This is a genomic window from Marivita sp. S6314 (assembly GCF_023015985.1).
In the GTDB taxonomy this organism is placed as follows: Bacteria; Pseudomonadota; Alphaproteobacteria; order Rhodobacterales; family Rhodobacteraceae; genus Marivita.
On record NZ_JALKAO010000016.1, the window covers coordinates 1 to 6772 of the forward strand.

Genomic DNA, 6772 nt, shown 5'->3' on the forward strand with positions numbered 1-6772 from the left:
ATCCATCCCGGGCTTCGCCGGAATGTCAAAGCCAACCTCATAGTCCTCGAAATAACTCAGATCTTTCATCGCGTCTCTCCGTTTGCCTTCACAAAGCCCCAACAACAAAGATGGGGTGGTTGTGTGTCGTATACTTTCCAAAGTTTCCTATTGGAAACTCCAGAAAAGGAAAAGAGTGTTTTTGCCCGTCTGCACTGCGAATTGACAAGGCAATATCCGCAGCCCCTGACGGGACGAAACGCCCCCGCGCGCCCCCGAAAACGGGAGCGCACAAAGGCGCACACCCTGCGTGTTACTCAGCCGCCACCTTGTGCGAGGCGTTTGCGCCCTGACGGTAGAATTCCTGTGCCGCCGCAACACCCGACCCCAGCTTGATATCAAGTCCAAGGTCCACCATGCACATCTCTGCGGTGGCGAGACCCGAAAGGGTCATCACATCCGTCAGGCTGCCCAGATGGCCAATGCGGAACACTTTCCCGGCCACGTCTCCAAGACCCACGCCAAAAGCGACGCCATACGTCTTGGCGGCATGCGTCACGATATCGGTGGCGTTAAAGCCCTCGGGTGTGCGGATCGCACTGACCGTGTCGGAGTACAGATCGGGCGATTCGGCGCAGAGGTCCAAACCCCAGGCCCGCACCGCGACGCGCACGCCTTCGGCAATGCGGGTATGGCGCGCAAACACATTGTCCAGACCTTCGGCCAGCAGCATCTCACAGGCCTGGTTCAAGCCGTTCATCAATCCAACCGCAGGCGTGTAGGGATAGGCGTTGTTCGCATAGCCTTTGGCCATGTCATGCACGTCAAAAAAGGTGCGCGGCAATTGCGCGGTTTGCGTGGCCGCCATCGCCTTTTCGCTGAAGCCGACAATCGCCAGACCCGCAGGCAACATGAACCCCTTCTGCGATCCCGTCACCGCCACATCGACGCCCCAGTCGTCAAAGCGGAAATCCATCGACGCGATAGAGCTGACACCATCCACCAGCAACATCGCCGGATGTGATGCCGCATCCATCGCCCTACGAACCGCGCCAATGTCAGACCGCACGCCGGTGGCGGTTTCGTTATGCGTCGCAAGAACCGCCTTGATGCGGTGCGCCGTGTCGCCGGTCAGGATTTCTTCGAACCGATCCGCCGGAACACCGGCCCCCCAGGCCACGTCGACAACAATTACCTCAAGCCCGTGACGTTCACACATGTCGATCCAGCGATGCGAGAACATGCCGTTGCGGGCAACAAGAACGGTGTCACCGGCGCTCAGCGTGTTGGTCAATGCGGTTTCCCAGCCACCGGTTCCCGAGGAGGGGAAAATGAAAATCTCGGCTGTGTCACTTTTCAGGATCGTACGGACCGACGCGCGCGCCGGATGCAGGATCTGGCCAAACAATGGTGACCGGTGGTCGATGGTCGGCATGTCACACGCCTTGCGCAGGGATTCCGGCATATTGGTTGGACCGGGAATGAAAACGGGGTTCTGAAAGCTCATGGTGTGCTCCTTTGGTTGAGGAAGACCCTACGCCTGTTGCAGCAACCTCTCAATTTTTTCGAAATAATTTTTCATTTCCGAATAGGCCAAAAATTACAATAAATACAGATATTTGCGATTTTCACATTATGAAACCGTTTTTTGAATGCGCTTTGCTAACCCGCGTCATCCCCGAAACCCAGAGGGAATCAGCGCGGTCCGCACAGGTTAGACCGCGTAATACTCCCGGTACCACGCGACAAACCGGGCCACGCCGTCACGCACATCGGTTTGCGGTGCATATCCCGTCAATGTCTTGAGCAAGGACGCATCGGCCCAGGTGGCAAACACATCGCCCTTCTGCATGTCCATGTAATTGCGCTGCGCATTGATCCCGGTTTCGGCCTCGATGGCCTCGATGAAATCCATCAACCGCACCTTGTCGGAATTGCCGATGTTCACAACCCGACACGGCGCAGCAGGAGACAAGGTATCGCCCTCAACCGCCGTTTCCGGCCCACCCGGAACAGCGTCCATCAACAACCGGATCCCGCGCACCAGATCCTCGACATAGGTAAAATCGCGATACATGTCGCCGTGGTTGTAGATGTCGATGGGCGTCCCGTCGAATATGCCCTTAGTGAATTTGAACAGCGCCATATCCGGCCGGCCCCACGGGCCATAGACAGTAAAGAACCGGAACATTGTTGTCGGAATTTGCCACAGATGCGCATAGGAATGCGCCATCGCTTCATTGGCTTTCTTGGTCGCCGCGTAAAACGTCAGCGGCGTATCCGCCTTGTCGGTTTCACGAAACGGCATCTCCTCATTCGCCCCATAAACAGAAGAGGTTGAGGCCATCAGCAAATGCTCCACCTCCAACTGCCGCGCGGCCTCCATCACGTTGAACGTGCCGACGATGTTGCTGTCCAGATAAGCGCGCGGGTTTTCCAGCGAATAGCGCACCCCGGCTTGTCCGGCGAGGTGTACAATCATGTCTGGCGCGAACTCGGACGCGACGCGCTCAAAGGTCCCGGGCTCTTCCAGGGTTGCCTGCGTGAACGCATACCCCGGCATCTGCAAAAGCCTCTGATTGCGCCGCTCTTTCAACGTCACATCATAATAGTCGGTGATCGCGTCATACCCGTGAACGACAAACCCCTCTTTCAACAAGAGCCGGGCAAGGAAATAGCCGATAAACCCGGCGGTTCCGGTGATCAGGACGCGTTTCATGGTGATACAGTGCCTCGGTTGACGAAATCTTCAGCTTCCGCGCCTAGCACGTGGCACGCATATCGGCCATATCTGCATCGCTGCAAGACGCCCGGAACTGAGGTGATCGGGGCGACATTCCCCTACCACCGCGCGAAAATACGTGGCAGGGCGGGCATGTCGTAACTAGATGAGACTCATGAAACTACCCACGCTGTTCGGCAGATCGAAAAAGCCGCAACCAAAACCTCATTTCGATCCTGTGAAATCTGACGCCGCTTTCTGCGCGATCGGGGATGTGCATGGTCGGATCGATCTTTTGGAACGACTGGTGAATGCCTTGCCCGAGGATGTGAGCGTCATCTGCGTTGGGGATCTTGTGGATCGCGGCGACCACAGTGCCGATGTTCTGCGCTTTGTTCAGGAACGGCCGAACACGACGACCCTGATTGGCAACCACGAAGCGATGATGATCGACTTCCTGCGCGATCCCGAAAAAAACGGCCGCCGCTGGCTGCGCAACGGTGGCTTGCAGACATTGGCCAGCTTTGGCGTATCGGGCGTCACGGAAACATCCGGGGGCGAACGCCTGTCCCGTGCCCGCGATATTCTGTTCGACGCGATGGGCGAACCGCTTGTGCACTGGATCTCGACGCTTGATTGTATTGCTTGGTCCGGCAACGTGGCCGTTGTGCACGCCGGGGCCGACCCGAACATCCCGATGGAAGAACATAGCCCGGATACCTTCATTTGGGGCCATCCCGAGTTTCGCAAGAAACCCCGCACGGACGGGTTCTGGGTCGTGCATGGCCATACGATTGTCGAAAAGCCGATGATGCAAGACGGGCGCATTTCCATCGATACCGGGGCCTACGCCACCGGGCGACTGACTGCGGCGGTGTTTTCGCACAAAGGTGTAGAGTTCGTATCGACCTGACCGACATTTACAGCGCCTTGCGGCAATGTATACCACTGTATGCGGTTTACGACTCAGCCTGTATCGCCTATGGCAGTGCCAAATCTTTGAAAGGCATGACCCATGGCTGACAACACCACCCCAGATATCATCTACACCAAAGTCGACGAAGCACCGGAACTGGCCTCTGCCTCGTTCCTGCCGATCATCCAGAAATTCGCAGGCGCCGCAGGCGTGCGCGTGGGCACCAAGGACATTTCCCTTGCGGGCCGTATTCTTGCAACTTTCCCGGACCACCTGACCGAGGAGCAGCGCCAGTCCGATGATCTGGCCGAACTGGGCAAACTGGTCAAAACGCCCGAAGCAAACGTGATCAAACTGCCGAATATCTCGGCCTCGGTCCCGCAGCTTGTCGCGGCGATCAAGGAACTGCAGGACCAGGGCTACGCGCTGCCCGACTATCCCGAAGCGCCCTCATCGGACGAAGAAAAAGCCGTCCGCGCGAAATACGACACGATCAAAGGCTCCGCCGTGAACCCGGTCTTGCGCGAAGGCAACTCGGACCGCCGCGCGGCGAAAGCGGTCAAATCCTACGCCCAGAACAACCCGCACCGCATGGGGGACTGGTCCGCCGACAGCAAAACCCGCGTGGCGTCCATGTCGGGCGGCGATTTCTTCTCAAACGAAAAATCCGCAACCCTGAACAGCGAAACAAGCGCGAAGATCGTGCTGGTCGGTGAAGACGGGTCCGAAACCGTACTGAAGGATGGCCTCAGCTACCCGGCAGGCACGGTTGTCGACGCGACCTTCATGTCCGCCAAAGCCCTTGATGCGTTCCTTGAAAAGGAAATCGCCAAGACCAAGGAAGAGGGCACGCTCTTCTCGCTGCACATGAAAGCCACGATGATGAAGGTCTCTGACCCGATCATCTTTGGCCACGCCGTCAAGGCCTTCCTCAAACCTGTCTTCGACAAGTACGGCGACGAAATGACCGCGCTCAGCGTGAATCCGAATTCCGGTCTGGGCGACCTGTTGGCCCGTGTTGACGACAATGCAGAGATCAAGGCCGAGATCGAAAAGGTCATGGCCGACCAACCGCCCATGTACATGGTGGATAGCGATAAAGGCATCACCAACCTGCACGTCCCCAGCGACGTCATCATCGACGCCTCCATGCCCGCGCTCATCCGCGCAGGTGGCAAGGGCTGGGGCCCGGATGGCAAGGAGCACGACGCAAACTGCGTGATCCCCGACAATTCCTACGCCCCGGTCTATGATGAAACGATTAAGTTCTTCAAAGAGAACGGCAAACTGAACCCCGCCACCGCAGGCACGGTGCAGAACATCGGCCTGATGGCGCAGAAGGCGCAGGAATACGGGTCGCACCCGACCACGTTCGAAATTCCCCACGCAGGCACGGTCAAGATGATCCTGGGTGACGGCACCGTGCTGCATGAACATGCGGTCGAAGCAGGTGACATCTGGCGCTCTGCCTCGGCCCGCAAAGCCCCGATCGAAGATTGGGTGCAGCTCGCCATTGACCGGCAGAAAGCGGAAAACTGCGAAGCGATCTTCTGGCTGGATGACACCCGCGCCCATGATGCAGAGCTGATCAAATACGTCATGCCGATCCTTGAAGCCAAAGGCGTGGCCGACAAGTTCAAGATCATGGCCCCCCGCGCCGCAACCCGCGCGTCGTTCGAGACGATCACCGCAGGCAAGACCTCGATTGCGATCACCGGCAACGTGCTGCGCGACTACCTGACCGATCTCTTCCCGATCCTCGAACTCGCAACTTCGGCCAAGATGCTGTCCATTGTGAAGCTGATGAATGGCGGTGGTTTGTTCGAGACGGGCGCAGGCGGCTCTGCCCCGAAACACGTTCAGCAGTTGATGGAAGAAAACCATCTGCGCTGGGACAGTCTTGGCGAATTCTGCGCTTTGGGCGAAAGCCTGCAATTCCTCGCGGACGCGCGGAACAACGAAAAGGCGCGTGTACTGGGCAAGGCGGTGGATGCGGCCACGCAAGGCATCCTCGACAACAACCGCTCACCGTCGCGCAAAGTCGGCGAGCCGGACAACCGCGACAGCCACTACTGGTTCGCGCGGTACTGGGCCGAAGCCCTGGCCGCGCAATCCGACGATGCCGAACTGGCGGCCCACTTCGCCCCTATCGCGAAAGCGCTTGCAGAAGGTGAAGACGCCATCGTGTCCGAACTCGCATCCGCGCAGGGCAAAGCAGTGGACCTTGGTGGTTACTACCACGGGGACGAGGCCAAAACCGCAGCGGTCATGCGGCCTTCGGAAACGCTCAACGCGATCATCGGCTGATCAGACGCGCCAGCAAGCCCGTTCGAACGGGCTTGCACCGCGGTTGCGAAACCGCGCATCCCGAGTTTTCGAAAACTCGGGTCACGGCTTTTCGAAAAGCCGTCCCACCGAACGTCCCGTTTTCCCGGTGTTAACCTTAACGCCTCAGAACCTCCCGCACGATGCGCATCGAGCGGGAAGGGTCACTCCCATGCCGCGACACCAGAACTGACCCGCGAGGTTTGCGAATACCAAACATCGTGACTTGCCAATGTCCCGAAAGCGCGCAGCGCGGCAGGGTATTGGCGATGCATGATTTCGCACAACCTTGCTTTTCTCTCACATGCCGGAAGGCTGACCATGAGAGACCGGTTTCCGTACAGGCTTGGGTCACCCCCAAGTACAGGTCGCCCGTTGAATCGGGGACGTTGAGAGAACCGTCAGGCCCAAACAGGGCGGCGCCGCTTCTTCTCTTTATATCATCGGCAATGACGCCGACAAAAACACCCCTGATCGGTCACCCGCTCAAGGACTGCACCTGCACGCCGTCGCCGACGCTGACGAGACGTGGTGCGCTCTTTGGCGTGGCCATCATGTGCCCGACTCCGTCCAATTCAGCGCTTCAAAAACGACTCGGGGGATGCCTGTCTGGACCAACGGTGGTCCGTATCCCTGACATACCTCTCACGGATTGCCCGCTGATCCATCGCGCGGCAGAGAGCTGATTGAAACAAAGCCGCTTCATCGGCGCGTCACATTTAGTTGACCTTTGAGACACCGTGACCGCGCGTGAGAGCTGTTACATGCCGACGCGCTGCAAAGCTTTGCCGATCCGCCCCCAAACCCCCTGTCTTTCATGGCCCGCACCG

At 58.4% G+C, this 6772-nt stretch carries 4 protein-coding genes; 2 read left to right on the top strand and 2 right to left on the bottom strand.

Translation table 11 applies throughout. From position 1 onward, the window contains the following. Positions 1–292: 292 nt before the first annotated feature. The gene (bhcA, locus tag MWU54_RS18515) at positions 293–1486 is read right to left on the bottom strand and encodes an L-aspartate--glyoxylate aminotransferase BhcA (protein ID WP_247086733.1); all 1194 of its coding nucleotides are present in this window, start codon (positions 1484–1486) and stop codon (positions 293–295) included. Between the two features lie 207 nt (positions 1487–1693). Continuing rightward, positions 1694–2698: an NAD-dependent epimerase/dehydratase family protein gene (locus tag MWU54_RS18520; RefSeq protein WP_247086735.1), complete on the bottom strand. Its 1005-nt coding sequence runs from the start codon at positions 2696–2698 to the stop codon at positions 1694–1696. A 241-nt stretch (positions 2699–2939) separates the two neighbouring features. Between MWU54_RS18520 and MWU54_RS18525 the strand changes: the two genes are divergently transcribed. Both MWU54_RS18525 and MWU54_RS18530 read left to right on the top strand, forming a co-directional pair. Continuing rightward, the gene (locus tag MWU54_RS18525; RefSeq protein ID WP_247086737.1) at positions 2940–3614 is read left to right on the top strand and encodes a metallophosphoesterase; all 675 of its coding nucleotides are present in this window, start codon (positions 2940–2942) and stop codon (positions 3612–3614) included. A 102-nt stretch (positions 3615–3716) separates the two neighbouring features. Then, a complete protein-coding gene (locus MWU54_RS18530; protein ID WP_247086739.1) occupies positions 3717–5924 on the top strand; it encodes an NADP-dependent isocitrate dehydrogenase in 2208 nt (735 codons plus the stop codon). The last annotated feature ends 848 nt before the right edge of the window (positions 5925–6772 follow it).